Genomic DNA, 18,713 nt, shown 5'->3' with positions numbered 1-18,713 from the left:
TCATTTACCTAATCGATGAAATCTCCAATATGAAATTAATAGGACAAAGCCAGCTCCACTCATTAGCTCTATATACTCGTCTAAAATGCCATAGAACAAAGTAGCCAATGCTCCCACTGCAATGATTCCAGCGAATAAACGGTTTTGCAGTTTTATTCGGAATTGACGTTCTTCCTGATCACGTTGCTTCAAATAGTGATGGATGTGGGCGGGTTCTTCCAGAAAATTAGATAGCTTCGGTGCGATACTGCGTAACTGGCCAACGCCTTGCAGCAGAGTGCGCTGAAGCTCTTTTTTATTTGTAAATGGATTCTTCTCTTTGCTATGCTGCTTTGCCCATTCGACGATTCGAGGACGTGCAATTGCGAGCAAGTCGATTGTTGGATCTAATACATGCAGTACACCGACAAAAACGGAGACAGCTCGGCCTAAAAATGCAAATTCGGCTGGCATTTGAACAGGTTGCGTTCGAACGATGACTTTCAAATCATTGAGAAGATTATCGACGACAAAACCATTCACATCCTGCAAATCATTGGATTCATACGCTTTGACAACGCGTTCTATGGCACTTGCCAATACACGTCGATCTGCATGAGGAAGCAAGAAGTTTAACGTTTCCAGGCCGTCTAGAACAGAGTCATATTGATTGAAAAGCACACCTTCCACTATTAGGAAAATGGCATCTGCTTCCGTAGGCGTAATATTCACAACCATCCCGAAGTCTATCAAAACCAATGTACCATCAGGCTGGATTAATAAGTTTCCTCCATGAGGATCTGCGTGAAATTGACCGCCTTCCAAGATTTGCTCCAAAAACAAGCGGAAAAGCTGTTCTGACAGCTTCCTTCGGTCAATATGATGGGCTTCCAAAAAGGCTAGATCTGTCACCTTCGATCCTTCAATCCATTCCATCACCAATACTCTGCGTGTCGACAGATCGTCATAATATACAGGAAAGCGCACTCCTTCCATATGAGGAAACCTTTCCGCAAAACTTCGTCCGTTTTTCATTTCCTGAATGAAATTCAACTCAGCTCCGATGACATCTGTCATTTCGACATATAGTAAATCTAGATCGATTTGCTTTCTCAATGAAGAAAAACGTTTGGCAAGCCAAATAACAATACGGATTGCTTTAAAATCTGCCCGTAAGATCCGTTCAATATCGGGACGCTGTATTTTGATCGCAACTGGCGAACCGTCAAGTAAGAATGCTTTGTAGACTTCTCCGATCGAGGCGGATGCGACGGGCTCTGACGTAATATCTTTCAGATTCTCGCTATGCGGTTTACCCCATTCCTCATCTAATAACTGTAATGCCTTCTCTGTTGGCACGGGCGTCACGTGATCGGTCAAGCCATCTAATTCTTCTATGAAGGAAGCTGGCATGATATCTGCACGTGTAGATAGGAATTGCCCCAGTTTCACCATTAATCCACCTAGTTCAAGAGCTGTGCGTTTATATGCTCTTGCTTGTTTCGTTACAAGTCGGTTCCATTTTACTGTCACGGCGGGAGTGAACTTTCCCCGGTATCGCCGTTGGAATGCTACTACTTGAATGAAGAATACGACCGCCATCCAGACGATACGCACAATACGATAATTGGCAGAACGTTTCAAAGGCAACTCCTCTTTCCGTGACAGATAGAATTTATCGTTTGTCAGGTTTCATTTGTTGTAAGCCGAATTTCATTGCGGCAGCAGCACTCGTTACATTCAAAATTACAGCGATGGCCAAAAATAGCCACTTTACTTTTTCGGGAAGATCGATAAGGATCGCTAAAGCTAAAAATGTACAGCCGATTGCCAGCATGAATAAATAGATAGACAGTTTCTTAGACAATGCTAGTCCACCTTTCTTAATTTCTACCCTTATTGTAGCATGAAAAACTATACGTTTTTATCGCCAGGTTTTATTCTTCGTCGTAGGGGAATAATAAAAAATAAATTTAGAAATGGGGTGCAGAATATGACGAAGAGTTACGCAGATCAACCCGATAATCAACATAAACATAATAAAAAGCCGTCTGAAGTAGCAAATGATGCAGCAAGAGAAGCGGAGAAACAAGTGGATGAAATAAAGAAAGAAGCTAGGAAAGAAGTAAACAGGCAAAATGAACGTGAGGAATAAATACAAAAAGCGATTATTTCCCCGGAAATAATCGCTTATTTTACATATTTCATATTGTTTGTATTAATTATTTCAGCAAATGATGCAACATACGATCTTTGTCATCAAAAAACTGTTTCATGATTTGATAATGACTTGTTTCTTCTAATGTCGTTTCTTGTGCTCCATCATCCGTAAATTCTATAATTTTTGCATCGGGATAAGCGAGCAGGATGGGAGAATGCGTGGCAATGATAAACTGAGATCCTTCTCCGACTAAATCGTGAATACGACTTAGCATGGAAAGTTGTCGCAACGGAGACAAAGCGGCTTCTGGCTCATCTAATAGGTAGAGCCCATTCCCTCTAAAGCGATGGATGAACGTTGCCCAGAACGATTCACCATGAGATTGTTCGTGTAAAGAAACGCCGCCATAGCCATCTATAATCCGAGGACCACCAGGCGCACGATCCAGCTCTTCTATCGTAGTCGCGAGATTATAGAAAGTTTCAGCTCGCAGAAAAAATCCGTCAGTTGGACGAAACACGCCTTTAATGAGCGTTATATACTCTTCCAATACGGAGTGCGAATCATATGTAGAGAAGTTAAAGTTCAAGGAGCCACCCTCTGGATTGAAACCAGCCGCCACGGCTGCCGCCTCCAGCAACGTCGATTTTCCCATACCATTTTCTCCAACAAAAAACGTCACATTAGGATGAAATGCCAGCTCATCTAGTGTTCGAATACTTGGTAAGTCAAAAGGATATAACTCAAATGTTGGCACAGAGGATCGCTTCAAACGCATGCCTTTAAGATATTGTTTCGCCAGCATGTTTTTCACCCTTTCTTCTCAACGCAAGCCATAAAAAGACTACACCCATCAAGCCAGTAGCAAATGGATAGGTGAATGGGAAAATAAGACTGGGATAGCCTTTCAGTAAATCGGAATAATAACCCATCTGCATTAATCCGGTATAACTGAAGTTTACTAACTTCACACCTAGTGGATGATCACTTCGATTTTTATACGTAAAGTGCTCTTCAGACGTTTTCCCTGATCGATCGACCGTGATGATTTTCCATTTGCGATTGTTGTCAACAACATCGTCATCAGATAGACGTTGAACGATCATCAGTTGTTCTGTACCTTTCACGCGATCCTTTACAGTCAATACGTCCAGCCATGAAAAATAACGACTACCACGTTGCCGGTTCGAAAGCCAAATAGGATCTGCAGTAGAGACGTTCCTTCCATTGATTACTAGCTGTAGGTTGACGATATCACCAGGTGGAACCCCTTCTTCTCGATCCCATGAAGTGAGAGGGGCTTTCCTCTCCGTCGTTTCTTCTTTAATAAATATTGATTGATCATGCACTGTTAGTGTTTGCGTATCTATGATATCGGGAAACCCATTGTCATCTGTATAAGCATGCTGCACTTTATAACGACCATCCACTTTCGAACTCGTCCACAGTTCACGGGCCATTGTCAGCAAAGGTCCAATTGAAATGAGCAGTAAGAATACCGAAAATACCAACAGAATGATTTTCTTTAGATTCATCTATCTTCACCTACAGACATTCCATTTTTAATCGTTAACTGATAAGCAACTTCAAAGCATATCTGTCAGCAAATTGTTAGACTAATTGTAACATGAGATAGAAAGAGAGTGGAAATGACATTGAATAAGAAAATTGTATTCTTTGATTTAGATGGTACCTTAATGAGTCATGATAAGACCATTTTAGATTCAACAAAGCAAGCATTAAAAGCGTTGCAGGACAAAGGGGTATACACTGTGATTTGCACTGGCAGAGCACCTCTGATGTTCAAGTGGTTGCTAGAAGAACTATCATTTGATTCGTATGTATCGATGAATGGTCAGCATGTGGTGTGTAATGGGAAGGAGATTTACTCTAACCCAATGAAACGAGAAGATATGCAAAAGTTAACCGAGTTAGCTGAGAAAAACGGACATGGGTTGACGTATTCTACATTTGAGACATTTGTTACGAATGCATCCGCACATCCGTTGGTCACAGCGGGTACGACACGACTAAAGATCCCGTATCCTCCTGTGGATTCAGAAATTTATTCGCATTCAGTTGTGAACCAAGTACAGATTTATTGCATGCCAGAGGAAACAGAGCAATATATGGAACTGTTCAATAACTATACGTTTATTAGATGGGATGAATGCTCTGTGGACATGCTTCCTGAAGGAGCGTCCAAAGCTATCGGTATTCAAAAAATGCTGGACCACTTGGATATTCCAATCGAAAATAGCTACGCATTCGGAGATGGGCCGAATGATATGCAAATGATCGAAACGGTGGGCACAGGAATTGCGATGGAAAATGCGATTCCAGAACTAAAGGAAGTGGCTGATCTAGTCACTGCTTCTTGCTCGGAGGATGGAATCATAAAAGGGTTGCTTACAGTTGGTTTGCTAGAGGAAAAGGATGTCCCATTTTTTTCGAAGAGCAAAATATAAGATAGAAAAATTTACGATATAGCATGAAATTTCACAATACATTCTTGACAACTTTGTGAACTACCGTTATATTAAGTTGATATATAAATTTAAGAATTATTTATTGATTTGGTCTATTTTGAAAACGGTAGGTTGGTATACATCAAGGGGAGGCTTCATTTAGAATGAAACGTGAAAAGCAGTGCCGGGAATCAAGAGTTGTACGAACGAGCAGGATTTTTCCTAATGACGTCAACAATCATAATACGTTGTTTGGTGGGCGCTTAATGAGTGATATCGACCAAATCGCATCGATTTCAGCAGCTCGGCATAGTAGAGCCGATTGCGTAACGGCATCCATGGATTCCGTGGATTTTCTGCATCCAATTCGTCCTTCCGATTCTGTTTGTTTCGAATCTTATGTAACATGGACTGGAACGTCATCCATGGAGATTTTTGTGAAAGTCATCGCAGAAGATTTGGCAAGTGGCGTCTGTAAAATTGCGGCAACTTCTTTATTGACGTTTGTAGCGTTGGATCAAGATAAAAAGCCAATGACGGTACCGCAAGTAATTCCTGAAACAGAAGAAGAAAAGTACTTGCATGAAACGGCACCGCAACGGGCGGAAATTCGTAAAATGCGAAAACAGCAAAGCAAGGACTTAGCAACTGTTTTAACAAATAACTATCCATGGCATGAGCCAGTAAGTGTGAATGCATAATCCAAACTCAGTCTACTTAAACGGTTGACTGAGTTTTTTTTTATTTCAGTGATCTACTACTAGTACAATATGTAATGTAAATGTAATGAGAAAATTCAGTTAAATCGAAGTGTAGACATGGTATACTACATTATAAAACTATGTCTAAAAGGAGAGAACTCTTTGGAGCTAATCGAAATCGGACCTTGGAAAATCCGAGTCGACCGTGAGAAAACCAATTCGTATTACCAGCAATTTCAAGGCAGAATAGACGACTGTTTTTGTGAAGACTGTGCCACATATGTAAATGGAATCACCCAGTTTCCTCCTGCTTATGATGAACTGTTTTTATCTTTGGGTATTGATCCCGCCAAGGAGGGGGAAGTCTTCGTAATTGACGAAAAGCAGGTAAATTGTAAACGATATATGGGCTTCTACCATTTCATAGGTGAAATTTTAGCAACACCTGCTAGTGATGAAGATTTCTATTATCAAATAGAGAAAGTAGGAAACTTCGACATTGGATTTACAGAAGAGGTCGATCTGGTCCCTTCTGATTTTCCGCTACCGATCGTGCAGCTAGTTTTTGAAATGGATGTAATGATCCATACAAAATACGAGGTTCTTACTAGGGATAAAGCAGCGGAAGAGAGATGAAAATACGCAACTAAAAAGTTTTTTGATTGAATTTTTAAGAAAATCTGAACTGTGTGTATAAATAATTAAACAACTGTTCATACTATTAGTAGGTAGGATGTTCTCTAATCAATCTAGGTAGAGGATACCTATCTTTTTTCTTTAACTTATAAGTTTTTTAAAATAGATGAGACTTGATAATCACGAATAGTATGCAAAAAACTTATGCAGTCATAACGACTTACATAAGTTTTTTTATTTGAGAACGCTTAAAAGAAACAATGCATGAAAAGTGATTTAATCGACAATGTTAAGAGTAAACTCTAGATCTGCTTTTAAGTGTTCTTCCATTAACTTGCTTGCTAACTCTGGTTGTCGTTCTTCGATTGCATCACAAATTCTTTCGTGTTCTTCAATCAGTAGAGGACGTTCATGTAGGACGACAGTTTTGCTGAATAAGTAAATGATGGATTGCATTTTATCGACAGTGTCAATCATGATCGGATTGCGGCATTCCTGTACGATCAAATCATGAAACTTCTTATTCGCCTTCACGATACCTTCATTCGTGCTGGATCTGGAAAGGCGGATGCAAGCGCGTAGCTCGTCGATACGTTGCTCTGTCATATAGGTGGCAGCCATTTTTGAAGCATGGCTTTCGATGAGCATGCGCATTTGAAATAAATGACGTAGATCTTTTTCTGTAGGCTTAATCACTTTTTTGCGTTTAATCAACCCTTCTTGTTCTAAACGGCGAATGGCTTCTCGAATGGGGGTGCGGCTGACGCCAATTTCCTCGGCTAACCGTTCCTCCACCAATTTCATCCCGCCAGGATACGAACCGTTGAAAATTTTTTCTCGTATCGTTTCATATGCAAGTAACTGTGCACTTCCTGAAGTAATGTCCACAATCTTTCTCCTCCGTTTCACGATTTGATTACTATGTAGTATACAAGATTTTTAGTTAAGTTAGTTAATCGTATTCAATAATTAATGAAATGTATACAAGTCAGAATAGTTGTCGTATAATAAAAGCGTTAATTGACAGTAAAGAGGAGGCTTTCGAGATGAAAGTAGGGTTTATTGGTCTTGGAATTATGGGTCGTCCGATGGTATTAAATATATTGAAAGCAGGTTTTGAGGTTTCGGCATTTGATTTGAATGAAGAGGCGAGAAAGATCGTAGGCGATGCGGGGGCTGTGGAAGCGGTTTCTCCAAAGGCAGCAGCAGAAGGAAGCGATATTGTCATTACTATGCTGCCGAATGCAACAATTGTACGGGATGTTTTATTTGGAGAGAATGGAATCGCAAATCATCTTCAACCAGGGGCAATCGTCATTGATATGAGTTCTGTCTCGCCAGGGGATTCAGTCTATTGTGCAAATGAATTGAAAAAAGTGCATGTCCGTTTTATGGATGCCCCGGTGAGTGGAGGAGAGCCAAAAGCAATTGATGGCACATTGGCGATCATGATAGGTGGAGAGGAACAAGCATTGGCTGAGGCACTTCCGGTACTCCAGGCGATGGCTGCAGACGTGACACATGTTGGCGGTCATGGTAGCGGATCTACAACCAAATTAGCCAATCAAATTTTAGTGAATGTCACAATTGCTGCTATGTCAGAAGCAGTAGTTCTTGCTTCGAAAGCTGGAGTAGATATAGAAAAGATGTATCATGCTATTCGTGGAGGATTGGCGGGCAGCTCTGTGTTAGACGCGAAACTACCTCTAGTCTTGGAACGAAATTTCGTTGCAGGTGGACGAATTGATATCAATATGAAAGATTTAACGAACGTCGTGCAAGCGGGACGAGATATTGGTGTCCCGATGCCACTTACGACGGATGTCTTGGAAATGTTCCACGCATTGAAAATAGATGGCAAAGCAGCAGATGACCATGTAGGGTTGATCCAGTATTATGAGAAATTAGCAAATTTCGAAGTGCCGAAGGGAGGTAAATAAATTGCAGCAGCGAGTTGAACAACTACCTACATATGGCTCGGAACTGAAGGCTTTGTGGAAAGCAGAACGTCCAGCATTCCAGCAAAAAATTATTGTGCTTGACGATGATCCAACAGGTGTCCAAACTGTTCATGGTGTCCCGGTGTATACGGATTGGTCGGAAGAAACGATTCGTTCCATGTTCGAGGAACCTCGTCAGCTACTCTTCTTATTGACGAATTCACGCGCTTTCTCTGTTGAAGAGACGACGAAAGTGCATACGCAGATTGCGGAAAGATTGGCAGTAGTGGCTAAGGAAACGGGACAAAACTTTTTAGTGATCAGCAGAGGCGATTCTACGTTACGAGGACATTATCCTCTTGAAACAGAAGTGTTGAAAAATACATTAGAGCAACAGGGCGTATATACGTTGGATGGAGAAATTCTCATTCCGTTTTTTAAAGAAGGTGGCAGAGAAACGATTGATGATATTCATTACGTGAAACAGAATGAAAGCTATATCCCAGCAGGTGAAACAGAATTTGCGAAAGATCGAATGTTTGGTTTTACTAAAAGTGATCTAAAAGAATATATCGCTGAAAAAACAGGTAATGAATATTCCGCTGATACGGTGTTGTCGATTTCATTGGACGAGTTGCGAGCACTCGATTTCAATTCGATTGAGGCGAAATTGCATCGTCTTGAAAAATTTCAAAAGATGATAGTGAATGCTGTAACTGAAGAAGACGTGCAAGTGTTCACGATTGCACTGATGCGTGTCATGCAGCAAGGAAAGCATTTTCTATTTCGTACAGCGGCTTCCTTCACGAAAGTAATCGGCGATATTTCATCAAAACCTTATTTAATGAAAGAGGACATAATGCTGGCCGAGTCTTTAACTGGCGGCTTGATTGTGGTCGGGTCACATGTACAGAAAACGACAGATCAGTTGAATGCATTGAAGACACTGAATGCGGTTGAATTTATAGAGTTTGATTGCCATCTTGTCGTGGATGCAGTGCAATTCGATGAAGAAGTCGAACGAATTCAACAACGAATCAATGAGAAAATTAGTGAAGGTATCACAGTTTGCGTGTATACATCTCGTGCCCGACTCGATTTAGGTGAAGGACGTCAGGAAGAGGAACTGGCGCTTTCTGTAAAGATTTCTTCTGCAGTCACACAGTTTGTTCAGCACTGTGATCCGAAACCAGCGTTCGTCATCGCAAAGGGCGGCATTACGTCAAGTGACGTGGGAACAAAAGGATTGGTCGTGAAAAAGGCAGAAGTTGCTGGACAAATCGCGCCTGGTATACCTGTATGGAAAACTGGAGAAGAAAGTCGTTTTCCGGGCATCCCGTATATCATCTTCCCGGGAAATGTCGGCGAAGTGGATACACTGCGGAATGTGGTAGAGAAATTAGTGCATAGGAATTGAGGTGTTAACATGGTAGAAGGCAATATGCTCATCGTTGTTTTTTTGCTGTCACTGGCAGCATTATTCTTTATGATATTGAAAATGAAAATTGAACCGTTCGTGACATTAATTGTTGTAGCGTTTGTCACAGCATTGGTACTTGGATTTCCTTTGGAGGAAGTTCCGAAAGTCATTACGACCGGATTCGGAAATACGCTTACCGGAGTCGGGATTTTGATCGGTCTTGGCGTGATTTTTGGTCAATTTTTAGGCGTATCCGGTGCGATAGAGAAAATTGCGGAAGCGGTACTCCGTGTATTCGGGGTCAAACGATCAGCAGCGGGACTTTCTCTAACAGGAATCGCTGTTTCCATTCCCGTCTTTTTTGATGCAGCATTTGTAATTTTAAGTGGGCTTGTTAAGAGTTTATCTAGACGAACGGGTATTTCTATTGTGACATTCGTGACCTCACTGGGAGTAGGACTGATCGTCTCGCATAGTATGATCGCACCAACTCCGGGCCCACTTGTCGTGGCAGAAAACACGGGTGCAGACTTAGGATTATTTATTCTTTATGGACTGATTTGTGCGATTCCGGCTACGATGGTTGGTGGTTATATTTATGGAACGTTTATTGGAAAACGAATTCAGACAACACCTGAAGAACTCGAAGACGAAATAGTTGTTCCTGAAAAAGTCGAAGGACGTAAAGAAATCTCTACAGGCTTATCGTTTTTCATGCTCGGCTTGCCGATTATTTTGATCCTATTGAATACCGTCACGAATTTATGGCTAGAAGATGGAATGGCATCTCGCATTCTCGGCTTTATTGGGGATAAAAACGTTGCTCTCTTGATCAGTGTGATTGTTGCATTGATCGTTCTAAAACCGTATATTCATGTGCCATATAAAACATTGTATGATGAAGCAATTAACTCTGCAGGAATGATCATCCTCGTTACAGGAGCGGGTGGGGCATTTGGAGCCGTTATCAATCAAAGTGGTATCGGTGATTACCTGATCGAAACGATGCAAGGATGGAACATACCTGTACTCATTCTAGCGTTTATCTTCTCGCAGATTTTACGAGCATCACTCGGATCAGCGACCGTCGCCCTCGTCACAACATCATCCATTCTTGGACCGATGGCTGGCGAACTCGGTGTTTCTCCTATCTTGCTCGGTCTCGCAATTTGTGCGGGCGCAATCGGTTTGTCATTGCCTAATGACTCCGGCTTCTGGGTCGTTAATAAATTTGGTCGTCTCACGATTCCACAAACGATTCAAGCATGGTCGATCGGTGGATTTATCGCCGGACTGTCGGCACTTGCTATGGTCTATTTGTTGAATTTACTAAGTGGGTTTTTACCTGGATTATAACTAGAAACTGCAAGTCGCTCGGTAGTGAGTGACTTGCGGTTTTTTTTGTAGTATTCATGCAAGCAACCTTTATGGAACCGATCGTTACTTCTCTATGACCGAGCGAAATCCCTAGTGGACCGAGCCAAACTCAGCCAGAAACGAGCATTGCCATTAGCGAACCGAGCGTATTTCCATTTGAAACGAGCCAAACCTCAATTAGGACTATCAAGTTGGTTTGTTCAATTCTTGATTGACAAAGAAAAACGTTTTTCAGTATGATAACAAAGTGCAAAAGGAGGAAAGCATCGCACGTTAAACTAGGAAAACAGTTAAAGCGCCAGTGCCGGAGAAATCAGAACTGCAATCTCTCGCAGACGAGGTGGAGGACTATCGAAATGTTCGGCGGATGCCTCCCGATCGCTGTTGCCCGATTGAACTCTTGATCTCAAATGGTACGAGAGATCGTACAACCAAATGGTCAAGAAGGCAAACATACGAATAAGCTAAAAAACACTTCATACGTGGGGTGTATTTTGACGTTTCTTCAAATGGAGGGAAAGATATGTGCGGAATTGTAGGATATATTGGAGAACAGCAAGTAACGAACGTGTTATTAAACGGATTGCAGAAATTAGAATATAGAGGGTATGACTCAGCGGGTATCGCACTTCAAACAAATAAAGGCGTGCAGGTATTCAAGGAAAAAGGCAGAATCGCAGATCTTACGAAAGTAGTGGATCAAGACTCACCCGCTACGACTGGAATCGGCCATACACGCTGGGCAACACATGGTGTGCCGGATCGGAAAAATTCTCATCCACACCAAAGTCAGTCGGGTCGGTTTACTCTTGTGCATAATGGTGTAATCGAAAACTATCTCCAGCTACAGCGTGACTACTTACAGGATGTGGAAATGAAATCAGACACGGATACAGAAGTTATTGTCCAGCTAATTGAGCAACTGTCTTTGGAAGAAGCCTCAACGGAAGTGACATTTCGTAAAGCATTAACCCTTGTACATGGCTCCTATGCGATTGCCATGCTAGATGAACGTGATCCTAATACATTGTATGTTGCGAAAAACCGAAGCCCTTTATTGGTGGGCATTGGCTCAGATTGCCGTGTCGTTGCATCCGATGCGATGGCAATGCTGCAAGTAACAGATCAGTTTATTGAGCTACATGATGAAGAAATCGTTCTTCTGAAGAAAAATTCTTTAGAAATCTGTACGCTAGACGGAGAACGGATCGAACGGGCACCTTATACAGCAGAGCTTGATCAAAGTGATTTGGAGAAAGGAACCTATCCACACTATATGTTGAAGGAAATGGATGAACAGCCAACAGTTATTCGTAAAATCATTGACGCCTATTCCAATGAAAATGGTGAACTGACCATTGATCCACAGATTCTGCAAGCATTCCGAGCAGCCGATCGTCTGTACATTATTGCAGCGGGCACTAGCTATCATGCGGGATTGATCGGTAAGCAATACTTTGAAAAGCTAGCGGGCATACCAGTGGAAGTCCATATTTCGAGTGAGTTCGGTTACAATATGCCACTGCTGTCAGAGAAACCATTATTTTTATTCATCACACAATCTGGTGAAACAGCCGATAGCCGTCAAGTGTTGGTAAAAGTGAAAGCACTCGGTTATCCGACGATTACGTTGACGAATGTTCAAGGATCGACTTTATCACGAGAGTCAGATCATACATTGTTACTGTATGCAGATCCTGAAATAGCCGTCGCATCAACAAAAGCATATGTCGCACAAGTAGCGGTTCTCGCCATTAGTGCATACGCTTGCGGACAGAGCAGTTTGGACTTAAAGAAAGAACTCTCCATTGCAGCAAATTCAATCCAAACTTTGCTGGATTCAAAAGAAGAGATGAAAAAAATTGTGGAAGAAACATTGACAGCTACACACAATGCCTTCTTCATCGGCCGAAACCTCGATTTTTATGTGAGCTTGGAAGGAGCTTTGAAACTAAAAGAAATTTCCTATATTCAAGCAGAAGGATTTGCAGGCGGCGAATTAAAACATGGTACGATTGCTTTGATTGAAGAAGGAACGCCCGTATTTGCATTAGCTACACAGAGTGAAGTTAGTCCGAATATAAGAGGGAATGTGAAAGAGGTTACGGCTAGAGGAGCCAATGCCAGTATTCTTTCGATGGAAGGTCTTGAAGAAGAAGGAGACCGTTTTGTATTACCTTGTGTGCATGAAATTCTGACGCCGCTCGTCTCGGTGATCCCATTACAGTTAATTAGTTATTATGCGGCTTTGCAGCGTGGGTGTGACGTGGATAAGCCGAGAAATTTAGCGAAGAGTGTTACGGTGGAGTGAGGGGGAATTGGAATAGACTGAAGTGCCAAGACTGGTGCTTCGGTCTTTTTAAAAGATTATATTCTACTTAAAAAGCTCACGTATTGTAGGTAACTGTTATTTTAAAAAGAGAAAGGAGTATGTAAAATGGATTTCATTCAGCAATTTCTGGACTCGGAAATAATGGATGTAGAAACTTATAAAACAATTTATGATTTTATTGCACTGGATAATTTTCGCTCTGGTGAATATGAGGGAAATCAATATGTGATTAGGAAAATAAATACTAATCACATTCAAATAGAAGATGAAATAGCAACAGAGAATACAGGTATTCCATCCGTAGAATCATTTCGTCGAGGGCAAATATTACACATTCTAGAGAATTACAAAGATAAATTGTAGAGCTGTCATTATTCTCGCGTTTTTAAGATTAAAAAAACGTTATTTTTAAATATTCGGGGTGTATTTTAACGACAAAGGTTCATTGTTATTAAGCATTCTTTAATTGTAAATAAATGCATGGATTGTAACTGATATAAGCGGGAGGAGGTTATAGAACAACTTAGAATGTTTAACCTTCTTTTTTCTGGGAATAGTTATGTATGATTTATTAAAAATTTAATGAATAAATCATAAATTTCTACGGAAGGGATTGATAAAGTTGAAAAAAACAGGTCGATTTGCGGCTGCATTACTAATGGCGGGTGTTTTAGCTATTGGAGCTAACTCCTCTATAAATACTGCGGAGGCAGCATCAACCAGTGAGACGATAGGGTCAACTTCCTTAGGCGGTAAGTGGAAAGATGGAGAAGTTGGATTCGAAGCGGGTTGTGCATTATCAGAGTGGCTTGGTTGGTTTAAATGCCATCCTTCACAGGTTTCTTGGAAGTAAGATTATCTGAAAGAATGTAATCTAACGAAATCTACTCTATAACGGATCCTTTACGAGATCAATTTAATTTACACAGGATTTTACACGTGATGAAGGTAAATTTAAGTTTAATTGAATGACTGAATCGTTGTTTGGTATTTAGATGCCAATCATAAATCGAAAGAGACAGTCCGCAAAGTCATTTCATCTGACTTTGCGGGCTTTTTTATGAAGAAAGCTCTTGGATTAATCTGGCTAGTAACTATGACAGAGAAAATATGTGAAATGCGGCTGATTTAGTTCGTTGAGTAGTTTGGAGTGGTTCTGACTCTATAGTTATAATTTTTAACGTAAAAAGAAACTTGTAGAGTTATATGGACTGTGAAGAACATGTAATGAGTAGCTATCAAAATGTGTAGACGAGGATAAGTTTAGTTACTTTTATATGAATTTAACAAATACTGATAATTTAAATGGATTAGTATACATATCGTTAATTTACGATACGTTAAGATTGGAGACATAATATAACATTGATTAGTGAAGAAGTTAAACTGTTTTTTAAAGGCCTAGCAAATGAAAAACGGCAAGCAATTATAATTTTGTTCCTTAATCAAAATGAAGTGACTGTCAATCAAGTAGCTGAATTAATAGGGATTGGACAATCAACAGCTTCTGAACAAATATCCATGCTGAAAAAAGCTGATATTTTTATATATTCATATCGCTAAAACACGATATTAAAAAGGGGATTCATTTTGACAACTATATTTGATTCGATAGTCATCGGTGCAGGGCAATCGGGATTGGCTACATACAATATGAAGAACACTATATTTTTTATTTCTGAATAAAGTTCTAGATGATCTTCCTTTGCTACTTTTTAATTCACCGTATTTCAAGGAGAGATTTAGAAAATGGAAAATCATGAGTAATCATCAGGACTTTTTTGTCTAATTAGCTAGATGCATCCAACAGACATTTAGTCTACAATTAGAGTAGATGTTGTTTCCGTGTTTTGGAAGTGAGAAGAGGTGTTTCGTATAGAAGTCACGTTTGATTTCAATATAATTAATTTTGTCTTCACCATATTATCATGGATTACTGTAGGATTTATTGCTATCAAAATCTACAATAAACAGAGCGTTAAACTTAAAGCATGGAAGATTTTAATCGTATTAGTGGCAGGACTGTTGTCTTTCTCTGTCAATGTAAATTGGTTTGATATGCCGCTAAGATTGTCGATTTTGCCGCTCGGGGTATGGATTTTGTATTTCATTCTGAAAAGTAAGGAAGGCCGATGGGAGCGCTATCGTCAGTTTGCATGGCTTGGCTTTTGGTCGAATACTATTATTTTGGCATTTGCTCTTCTATCCGTTCCTTTTCATCACTGGATTTATCCGAAAGATCAATTGTCCACTTACCTTTCCCGAGTAGAAGATGCAGAACTTATTTCCATTCACCCTGCCGCAAAAGAGAATCAGGTGCTTCAGATAGAGAAATTCTTATCTCAACGAGACTCAATGAAAAAAGATAAGGTTTTCAACGACAAATGGTATAACGAATATTATATAAATACGGAACCCGCTAAACGAAACGAACGATTTCCTTATCAGCTGATCGGTACTAGCCCAAGGTGGGGAAGTGGTCTGCATTCTATGATCTTCATTGAAGAGGATGGAAAAGGGATGTTGGTAACGACTATGAAACGGCAGCTTTACTTTCGATCGGATGATTCACTGATAGATGGGGGAGGAAGCCGATGACAAAGAAGAAATTATGGATCTTTGCAGGGGGTGGCCTCCTTGTTGTGTCAATTGGCTTGCTCTATTGGTTTTATTTTTCTACTCCTGTAACTCTTCCAGCAGATGAGCAATTGATCAATGACATTCATCAGGTGTTTCCGGAAGCGACTGTTGATGTGATTCAAGACAAGATATATGCAGATGAACGACATGCAATCGTTCCTTTTATTTCTGAGCGCAACGAGTATGGTCTGAGTTATTGGGTGTGGGGAAAATATAAATGGCAGGTGGCTTCTATTGATCTGGATGGTGAGCCTAGGGTGTGGAAGATTGATCAACGAGATCCTTCGACGTATCATTTTGTTTGGAATCTCTCTCCTGTTGATCAACTGAGCACTCTTCAGTTATATTTGATTCGGGACAGAGGATATCTCATCTCGGATGAGGAGGAAATATATAATCCAAGAGTGCAAATGGAGTGGATTGCGTCTCTTCAGGAGAGTTCATATGGTGTCATGCCATTGCCAGAAGAAGGAGTAAACGTTTTGAACTCCCTCTTTAAGGGCCAAGCAACGCAACAGTCAAGCTTATTCTTTGAGAACTTTTCACCAGCACAAGAAGTGTTTTTCAGCTGGATTGCGAAGGATCAATTAGGGAATGAAGCGTATCCAGAGATTTCAGTGAATGGGAGTAGCTATACTGTCGGTGATATTACAGTAGATTATATGCTGATTTTTAGTGAGGAACAGCTGGAGCTGCCAGGTAGGAAATGATGCTAGGCAGTTGAAAAATAAGGAGGACATTAAATTAATGGTTAAAACAATTACACCGGAAGAATTATATAAGAAAATGAATGCTCAAGAAAAGCTTGTGCTTGTGGATGTACGGGCTGAAGATAAATACAATGATTTTCATATAAAAGGATCTAGTATAGAAGATATGAACATACCAAAAACAGAGATTTTTAAGTTAGAGGACAGAGGTGAACAAAATCTTTCCACGTTACCATTGAACAAAGAAATGATCATCACATGTACGACTGGGAATTCCGCAACTAAGTGCGCGAATATTCTCTACGAACGAGCGTATGATGTTATCGTCTTAGAAGGTGGAATTACTGCGTGGAAGGAATATGTTAAGACAATAAAGTAAGAGGACACGCTTACGTATCATTCGTTGGAGCAATGAACAAAGAGGAGATCTACTTTTTCTAGTGACGAGGCTTTTTTCTATTTGTTGTATTCATGTAGTGGTCATGGTATTATAACCTTACATTTTTCGAACGGAGGGTTTCCACATGGTACCGATCAAATTCCGAATTACGTCTCGCGGCTAATTGAATAGCTTTGGAAGGCGCTACTTAATTGTAGAGCATTCGGAATAGATCTGTCCTTTTTTGGGGGAAACTCATAAGTAAGTAAAAGAGGGAGAAAACTCCTTCTTTTTTTATTCTCAAAAATAGTCTCCTGTTTCGTCTGCTTTCATGTAAGAAAGCCTTTCTACATCATTAACTAGACGAAAGAGGTTGCGTAAATGGAACAAAAACAATATGAGTTTTTAGTGGATAACCCGAATGTAAAAGTACGACCACTTATGTTATCCCTTATTATTGGAGCTTTTTTTGCGATTTTGAATGAGACTTTATTAAATATTGCGCTCGTTACGCTTATGGACGAATTTTCCATTACATTGCCTACCGTGCAATGGATGGCCACAGGTTTTATGCTTGTGATGGCGGTAGTTATTCCAATATCGGCGTTGCTGTTGCAATGGTTCACAACCAGACAATTATTTCTTGGAACGATGATAGTCTTTACAATTGGAACCATTGTGGCGGCTAGCGCAACGACTTTCTCTATATTATTAACTGGCCGATTAATTCAAGCGATTGGAACCGGTTTATTAATGCCGATTATTTTTAACGTATTTTTGCTTATTTATCCACCTGAACGACGCGGGAAAGTAATGGGGTTAATAGGGCTTGTCATTATGTTTGCACCTGCGATTGGACCGACTTTATCGGGTGTAATTGTTGAATATTTAGGATGGCGCTATTTATTTATACTCATTATTCCATTTGCTTTGTTTTCGATTGCTTTTGCTTCTAAATATTTAATCAATGTTTCAGAAGTTACCAAGCCGAAGATCGATGTCATCTCATTGATTTTTTCAACCATTGGTTTTGGCTCCATTGTCTATGGTTTTAGCTCCGTTGGTGAAAGTGTCAATGGATTTTATAGCGCGAACGTAATAACTTTCATCGTGGTAGGCGTGGTAGGTATTCTATTGTTTGCGCTCAGACAAATAAAGTTGGAAGAGCCGATTATGGATTTGCGGGTGTTTCGTTATCCAATGTTCACGCATGCGGTCATTATGTTTTTAATCATTATTATGGCGATGTTTGCTTCTGAAATTATTTTGCCTATCTACATGCAAGGTCCACTCGCTCTATCGGCTGCAACAGCGGGATTAGTGTTGTTACCTGGCAGTATTTTGAACGGTATCATGTCACCATTCATGGGCCATCTTTTTGATAAATTTGGGCCGCGCTTACTAATGATTCCGGCAACCCTTGTATTAAGTGGAACGATGTTTATGATGAGCCGGTTAACAGTCGATACACAAGTATGGATTGTGGTGGTCGGATATGTTTTAATCATGTTAGCAGTTTCCGCTATTATGATGCCTGCAGAAACGAATGGGCTGAATCAGTTACCGAAACGTCTCTATCCACATGGGACGGCGGTTATGTCAACCCTACAGCCGGTAGCAGGAGCCATCGGGGTGTCGGTTTTCATTAGTATTATGAATGCAAGACAATTGAAATTTTTAGAACAATCCTCAACACCGAAAGATCCTGGCACGGCGAATCTTGCCTTGGTAGCGGGAGTAGAATTAGTTTATTTTATCGCTTTTGCCATGTCCATCGTTGCGGTCATACTATCGTTTATTGTATATCGTGCAAAGCCGATAGAAGATGGTGAAGGTACAGATCAGTCGGTAGAATGACGTTTATTTCAGTTGTCAAGAATAATAGATGAATTCCAATTGAGATCATACATTTAACACAAAATAACTCATCCAGTTCGAGGTGTAACTCGAGGGATGAGTTATTTTTATTA

At 40.4% G+C, this 18,713-nt stretch carries 20 protein-coding genes; 15 read left to right on the top strand and 5 right to left on the bottom strand.

Annotation, left to right across the window (positions count from 1 at the left end):
• Positions 1-1,623 (bottom strand): ABC1 kinase family protein, encoded by a 1,623-nt coding sequence (locus tag GD002_RS05990; protein WP_153731442.1) that lies wholly within the window; start codon positions 1,621-1,623, stop codon positions 1-3.
• A gap of 31 nt (positions 1,624-1,654) precedes the next feature.
• Positions 1,655-1,846 carry a hypothetical protein gene (locus GD002_RS05985; RefSeq protein WP_153731441.1) on the bottom strand — a complete coding sequence of 64 codons (192 nt, stop codon included), beginning with the start codon at positions 1,844-1,846 and terminating at the stop codon, positions 1,655-1,657.
• Between the two features lie 126 nt (positions 1,847-1,972).
• Here GD002_RS05985 and GD002_RS05980 point away from each other — a divergent pair, with 126 nt between their 5' ends.
• Entirely contained in the window at positions 1,973-2,134 is a 162-nt protein-coding gene (locus tag GD002_RS05980; RefSeq protein WP_153731440.1) for a hypothetical protein, read from the top strand.
• Positions 2,135-2,201: 67 nt separating this feature from the next.
• Here GD002_RS05980 and GD002_RS05975 read toward each other — a convergent pair whose 3' ends face one another.
• Positions 2,202-2,945: an AAA family ATPase gene (locus tag GD002_RS05975; RefSeq protein WP_153731439.1), complete on the bottom strand. Its 744-nt coding sequence runs from the start codon at positions 2,943-2,945 to the stop codon at positions 2,202-2,204.
• On the bottom strand, positions 2,923-3,675 hold the full coding sequence (locus GD002_RS05970; protein WP_153731438.1) for a hypothetical protein: 753 nt from the start codon (positions 3,673-3,675) through the stop codon (positions 2,923-2,925). The genes GD002_RS05975 and GD002_RS05970 overlap by 23 nt, the downstream gene beginning before the upstream one ends.
• A 114-nt stretch (positions 3,676-3,789) precedes the next feature.
• On the opposite strand from GD002_RS05970, the gene GD002_RS05965 reads away from it, so the two are divergent.
• From GD002_RS05965 to GD002_RS05955, 3 genes are all read left to right on the top strand, one after another.
• Positions 3,790-4,608 (top strand): Cof-type HAD-IIB family hydrolase, encoded by an 819-nt coding sequence (locus GD002_RS05965; RefSeq protein WP_228548309.1) that lies wholly within the window; start codon positions 3,790-3,792, stop codon positions 4,606-4,608.
• 164 nt (positions 4,609-4,772) lie between these two features.
• Positions 4,773-5,309 (top strand): acyl-CoA thioesterase, encoded by a 537-nt coding sequence (locus tag GD002_RS05960; protein ID WP_153731437.1) that lies wholly within the window; start codon positions 4,773-4,775, stop codon positions 5,307-5,309.
• Between the two features lie 162 nt (positions 5,310-5,471).
• Positions 5,472-5,945 (top strand): hypothetical protein, encoded by a 474-nt coding sequence (locus GD002_RS05955; protein WP_153731436.1) that lies wholly within the window; start codon positions 5,472-5,474, stop codon positions 5,943-5,945.
• Positions 5,946-6,221: 276 nt separating this feature from the next.
• On the opposite strand, the gene GD002_RS05950 is transcribed toward GD002_RS05955, so the two are convergent.
• Positions 6,222-6,833 (bottom strand): GntR family transcriptional regulator, encoded by a 612-nt coding sequence (locus GD002_RS05950; RefSeq protein ID WP_153731435.1) that lies wholly within the window; start codon positions 6,831-6,833, stop codon positions 6,222-6,224.
• A gap of 158 nt (positions 6,834-6,991) precedes the next feature.
• Here GD002_RS05950 and garR point away from each other — a divergent pair, with 158 nt between their 5' ends.
• From garR to GD002_RS05895, 11 genes are all read left to right on the top strand, one after another.
• Entirely contained in the window at positions 6,992-7,885 is an 894-nt protein-coding gene (garR, locus tag GD002_RS05945; RefSeq protein ID WP_153731434.1) for a 2-hydroxy-3-oxopropionate reductase, read from the top strand.
• Position 7,886: 1 nt separating this feature from the next.
• A complete protein-coding gene (locus GD002_RS05940; RefSeq protein ID WP_228548308.1) occupies positions 7,887-9,302 on the top strand; it encodes a four-carbon acid sugar kinase family protein in 1,416 nt (471 codons plus the stop codon).
• A 9-nt stretch (positions 9,303-9,311) separates the two neighbouring features.
• Positions 9,312-10,661 (top strand): GntP family permease, encoded by a 1,350-nt coding sequence (locus GD002_RS05935; RefSeq protein ID WP_153731432.1) that lies wholly within the window; start codon positions 9,312-9,314, stop codon positions 10,659-10,661.
• A 544-nt stretch (positions 10,662-11,205) separates the two neighbouring features.
• Positions 11,206-12,993 carry a glutamine--fructose-6-phosphate transaminase (isomerizing) gene (gene glmS, locus GD002_RS05930; protein ID WP_153731431.1) on the top strand — a complete coding sequence of 596 codons (1,788 nt, stop codon included), beginning with the start codon at positions 11,206-11,208 and terminating at the stop codon, positions 12,991-12,993.
• A gap of 126 nt (positions 12,994-13,119) precedes the next feature.
• The gene (locus GD002_RS05925; RefSeq protein ID WP_153731430.1) at positions 13,120-13,377 is read left to right on the top strand and encodes a hypothetical protein; all 258 of its coding nucleotides are present in this window, start codon (positions 13,120-13,122) and stop codon (positions 13,375-13,377) included.
• A gap of 259 nt (positions 13,378-13,636) precedes the next feature.
• Positions 13,637-13,867 carry a hypothetical protein gene (locus GD002_RS05920; protein WP_153731429.1) on the top strand — a complete coding sequence of 77 codons (231 nt, stop codon included), beginning with the start codon at positions 13,637-13,639 and terminating at the stop codon, positions 13,865-13,867.
• A 512-nt stretch (positions 13,868-14,379) separates the two neighbouring features.
• Positions 14,380-14,577, top strand: a complete 198-nt coding sequence (locus tag GD002_RS05915) for an ArsR/SmtB family transcription factor (RefSeq protein ID WP_194841488.1) — start codon at positions 14,380-14,382, stop codon at positions 14,575-14,577.
• A 303-nt stretch (positions 14,578-14,880) separates the two neighbouring features.
• Positions 14,881-15,612: a hypothetical protein gene (locus tag GD002_RS05910; RefSeq protein WP_153731427.1), complete on the top strand. Its 732-nt coding sequence runs from the start codon at positions 14,881-14,883 to the stop codon at positions 15,610-15,612.
• Positions 15,609-16,364, top strand: coding sequence for a hypothetical protein (locus GD002_RS05905; protein ID WP_153731426.1), 756 nt, complete (start codon positions 15,609-15,611; stop codon positions 16,362-16,364). The genes GD002_RS05910 and GD002_RS05905 overlap by 4 nt, the downstream gene beginning before the upstream one ends.
• 37 nt (positions 16,365-16,401) lie before the next feature.
• A complete protein-coding gene (locus tag GD002_RS05900) occupies positions 16,402-16,743 on the top strand; it encodes a rhodanese-like domain-containing protein (RefSeq protein WP_153731425.1) in 342 nt (113 codons plus the stop codon).
• Positions 16,744-17,124: 381 nt separating this feature from the next.
• Positions 17,125-18,600, top strand: a complete 1,476-nt coding sequence (locus GD002_RS05895; RefSeq protein WP_153731424.1) for an MDR family MFS transporter — start codon at positions 17,125-17,127, stop codon at positions 18,598-18,600.
• Positions 18,601-18,713: the final 113 nt, after the last annotated feature.

The sequence above is a fragment of the Sporosarcina obsidiansis genome (genome assembly GCF_009651005.1).
Classification (GTDB): Bacteria; Bacillota; Bacilli; order Bacillales_A; family Planococcaceae; genus Sporosarcina; species Sporosarcina obsidiansis.
Note: the sequence above shows the minus strand (reverse complement) of the source record. Positions and strands in the feature narration are given on the sequence as shown.

What these genes read in the sequence shown, in the direction of transcription:
- GD002_RS05895 (WP_153731424.1), top strand. Translation starts at nt 17,125, where the DNA reads ATGGAACAAAAACAATATGAGTTTTTAGTGGATAACCCGAATGTAAAA.
- GD002_RS05980 (WP_153731440.1), top strand. Translation starts at nt 1,973, where the DNA reads ATGACGAAGAGTTACGCAGATCAACCCGATAATCAACATAAACATAAT.
- GD002_RS05975 (WP_153731439.1), bottom strand. Translation starts at nt 2,945, where the DNA reads ATGCTGGCGAAACAATATCTTAAAGGCATGCGTTTGAAGCGATCCTCT.
- GD002_RS05960 (WP_153731437.1), top strand. Translation starts at nt 4,773, where the DNA reads ATGAAACGTGAAAAGCAGTGCCGGGAATCAAGAGTTGTACGAACGAGC.
- glmS (WP_153731431.1), top strand. Translation starts at nt 11,206, where the DNA reads ATGTGCGGAATTGTAGGATATATTGGAGAACAGCAAGTAACGAACGTG.
- GD002_RS05925 (WP_153731430.1), top strand. Translation starts at nt 13,120, where the DNA reads ATGGATTTCATTCAGCAATTTCTGGACTCGGAAATAATGGATGTAGAA.
- GD002_RS05965 (WP_228548309.1), top strand. Translation starts at nt 3,790, where the DNA reads ATGACATTGAATAAGAAAATTGTATTCTTTGATTTAGATGGTACCTTA.
- GD002_RS05935 (WP_153731432.1), top strand. Translation starts at nt 9,312, where the DNA reads ATGGTAGAAGGCAATATGCTCATCGTTGTTTTTTTGCTGTCACTGGCA.
- GD002_RS05900 (WP_153731425.1), top strand. Translation starts at nt 16,402, where the DNA reads ATGGTTAAAACAATTACACCGGAAGAATTATATAAGAAAATGAATGCT.
- GD002_RS05970 (WP_153731438.1), bottom strand. Translation starts at nt 3,675, where the DNA reads ATGAATCTAAAGAAAATCATTCTGTTGGTATTTTCGGTATTCTTACTG.
- GD002_RS05905 (WP_153731426.1), top strand. Translation starts at nt 15,609, where the DNA reads ATGACAAAGAAGAAATTATGGATCTTTGCAGGGGGTGGCCTCCTTGTT.
- garR (WP_153731434.1), top strand. Translation starts at nt 6,992, where the DNA reads ATGAAAGTAGGGTTTATTGGTCTTGGAATTATGGGTCGTCCGATGGTA.